Source organism: Streptomyces viridosporus (assembly GCF_002078235.1).
Taxonomy (GTDB): Bacteria; Actinomycetota; Actinomycetes; order Streptomycetales; family Streptomycetaceae; genus Streptomyces; species Streptomyces viridosporus.
Genome location: NZ_MSGP01000842.1, coordinates 1 through 670 on the forward strand (window position 1 = coordinate 1; position 670 = coordinate 670).

At 73.9% G+C, this 670-nt stretch carries 1 pseudogene; it reads right to left on the bottom strand.

The annotated features are described in order from the left end of the window. Positions 1 to 37: 37 nt before the first annotated feature. Positions 38 to 670 (bottom strand): annotated as a pseudogene (locus B7L92_RS38055) (ABC transporter family substrate-binding protein); the annotation flags it as partial.

Sequence of the window (670 nt, forward strand, 5' to 3'; positions counted from 1 at the left end):
TGCCGCGTCGTGGGCCCGGTCGGGCGCACCCCGCGGGTCAGCTCCCGGACGACGGCCCGGCGCTCTTCGCGCCCGGCGTCCCCGCCGGGCCCCGCGCGGACTTCTTCAGGAAGCCCATGTCCTCGTAGACCGGCGTGCGCAGGCCGAAGGCGCCGGCGTTGGCCAGGTCCTTGCGGGCGGCGGTGAGCTGGGGGCGCTGGTAGAGGGGGATGGAGCCGGCCACCGCCCAGATGCGGGAGTCGGCCTTGCGGATCAGCTCCCGCTGCTCGGAGTCGTCGAGCGTGGCGATGGCCTGGTCGAAGAGCTGGTCGACCTGGTCGGTGCCGACGCGGGTGTAGTTCTGCTCCACGTTCAGCGAGCCGTCGGCGGCCGGGACGGGCTTGGCGTGGACGGGGCGGGCGTCGGTGGCGGGGAAGGCGGTCGCGGGCCACGAGTACAGGGCGAGGTCGTACTTGCCGGAGGCGATGTGGTCCTTGAAGTAGCTCGCGTCGTCGACCTGGGAGATGTCCGAGCGGATGCCGATCCGCTCCAGCATCCTCGAGATCCGGTCGGCCACCGAGCGCAGGGTGCCCGAGCCGGGCCCCGAGGGCAGCACGAAGCGCAGGACGAGCGCCTTGCCGTTCTTGGCGACCGGGGCGGTCCCCGCCTTGGCGGGGACCGCCCCGGTCGC